This is a genomic window from Thiovibrio frasassiensis, assembly GCF_029607905.1.
In the GTDB taxonomy this organism is placed as follows: domain Bacteria; phylum Desulfobacterota; class Desulfobulbia; order Desulfobulbales; family Desulfurivibrionaceae; genus Thiovibrio; species Thiovibrio frasassiensis.
In genome coordinates this window covers 1-1,777 of sequence record NZ_JAPHEH010000003.1, presented here as the reverse complement: position 1 = coordinate 1,777, position 1,777 = coordinate 1, and the positions used below count along the sequence as shown (strand labels likewise).

The window sequence follows — 1,777 nt, the reverse complement described above, 5'->3', positions numbered from 1 at the left end:
GGGTAGGTCATCCGGGCGTTGGTTGTCCCGGTTTAAATGTGTAGGCGGAGGACCCAGGCAAATCCAGGTCCTTGTTAACGCTGAGGCATGATGACGATGCGGTTTACCGCAATAAAGTGATTGATCCCATGCTGCCAGGAAAAGCCTCGTAGTGAGTTGATAAAGTGACCGTACCGTAAACCGACACAGGTAGGTAGGAAGAGTATTCCAAGGCGCTTGAGAGAACTCTGGTTAAGGAACTCGGCAAAATAACACCGTAACTTCGGGAGAAGGTGTGCCCTCGTAGCGTGAAGTGACTTGCTCATGGAGCGTAAGGGGGTTGCAGTGAAATGGGGGGAGCGACTGTTTACTAAAAACACAGGACTCTGCGAAGTCGAAAGACGCAGTATAGGGTCTGACGCCTGCCCGGTGCTGGAAGGTTAAGGGGAAATGTTAGTCGCAAGGCGAAGCTTTGAACCGAAGCCCCAGTAAACGGCGGCCGTAACTATAACGGTCCTAAGGTAGCGAAATTCCTTGTCGGGTAAGTTCCGACCTGCACGAATGGCGTAACGATTTCCCCACTGTCTCAACCAGGGACTCAGCGAAACTGTAACACCGGTGAAGATGCCGGTTACCCGCATCAAGACAGAAAGACCCCGTGCACCTTTACTATAGCTTGGCATTGGAGTTTGGAATAATTTGTGTAGGATAGGTGGGAGACTGTGAAGCAGGGACGCTAGTTCTTGCGGAGTCAACCTTGAAATACCACCCTGATTATTTTAGGCTTCTAACCACGACCCGTAATCCGGGTCTGGGACAGTGTCTGGTGGGTAGTTTGACTGGGGCGGTCGCCTCCTAAAGTGTAACGGAGGCGCGCGAAGGTTCCCTCAGGCTGATTGGAAACCAGCCGTAGAGTGTAAAGGCATAAGGGAGCTTGACTGCGAGACTGACAAGTCGAGCAGGTACGAAAGTAGGTCTTAGTGATCCGGCGATCCCGTATGGAAGGGTCGTCGCTCAACGGATAAAAGGTACGCCGGGGATAACAGGCTTATCTCCCCCAAGAGTCCATATCGACGGGGAGGTTTGGCACCTCGATGTCGGCTCATCGCATCCTGGGGCTGGAGCAGGTCCCAAGGGTTTGGCTGTTCGCCAATTAAAGCGGTACGCGAGCTGGGTTTAAAACGTCGTGAGACAGTTTGGTCCTTATCTGATGTGGGCGTAGGATATTTGAGGAGAGCTGTTCCTAGTACGAGAGGACCGGAATGGACGAACCGCTGGTGCTCCTGTTGTCTCGCCAGAGGCATGGCAGGGTAGCTACGTTCGGAAGGGATAACCGCTGAAAGCATCTAAGCGGGAAGCCTACTCCAAGATTAGATATCCCGTGGGATAACCCACCTAAAGGCTCGTTGAAGACTACAACGTTGATAGGCCAGATGTGGAAGTGTGGCAACACACGGAGCTTACTGGTACTAATAAGCCGTGCGGCTTGACCATTTTTTACTTTACAGTTGCGCTTGATCTTTTATGGCTTGGTCTTATTGGGGACAACAAACTGATATTCAATTATCTAAGTTTTTTTATATACCGCTGTAATCCGACGCCTTAAAAACGTTGGAGCTGAAAAGATTACTCTTTTCGGTGGTCATAGCGAGAGTGTAACACCCGTTCCCATTCCGCACACGGAAGTTAAGCCTCTCAGCGCCGATGGTACTGCCAGGGAAGCTTGGTGGGAGAGTAGGTCGCCGCCGATTCTTTTTTTGTAGTAAAACCCTTCCCCTCAAAAGGAAGGGTTTTTTTT

2 rRNA genes (1 of these 2 cut by a window edge) are annotated in these 1,777 nt (G+C 51.0%); both read left to right on the top strand.

Going from position 1 to position 1,777, the window contains the following annotated elements:
- Positions 1-1,473 (top strand): 23S ribosomal RNA (locus OLX77_RS13200); it begins 1,584 nt to the left of the window's first position.
- Between the two features lie 140 nt (positions 1,474-1,613).
- Positions 1,614-1,730 (top strand): 5S ribosomal RNA (gene rrf, locus OLX77_RS13195).
- Positions 1,731-1,777 lie beyond the last annotated feature (47 nt).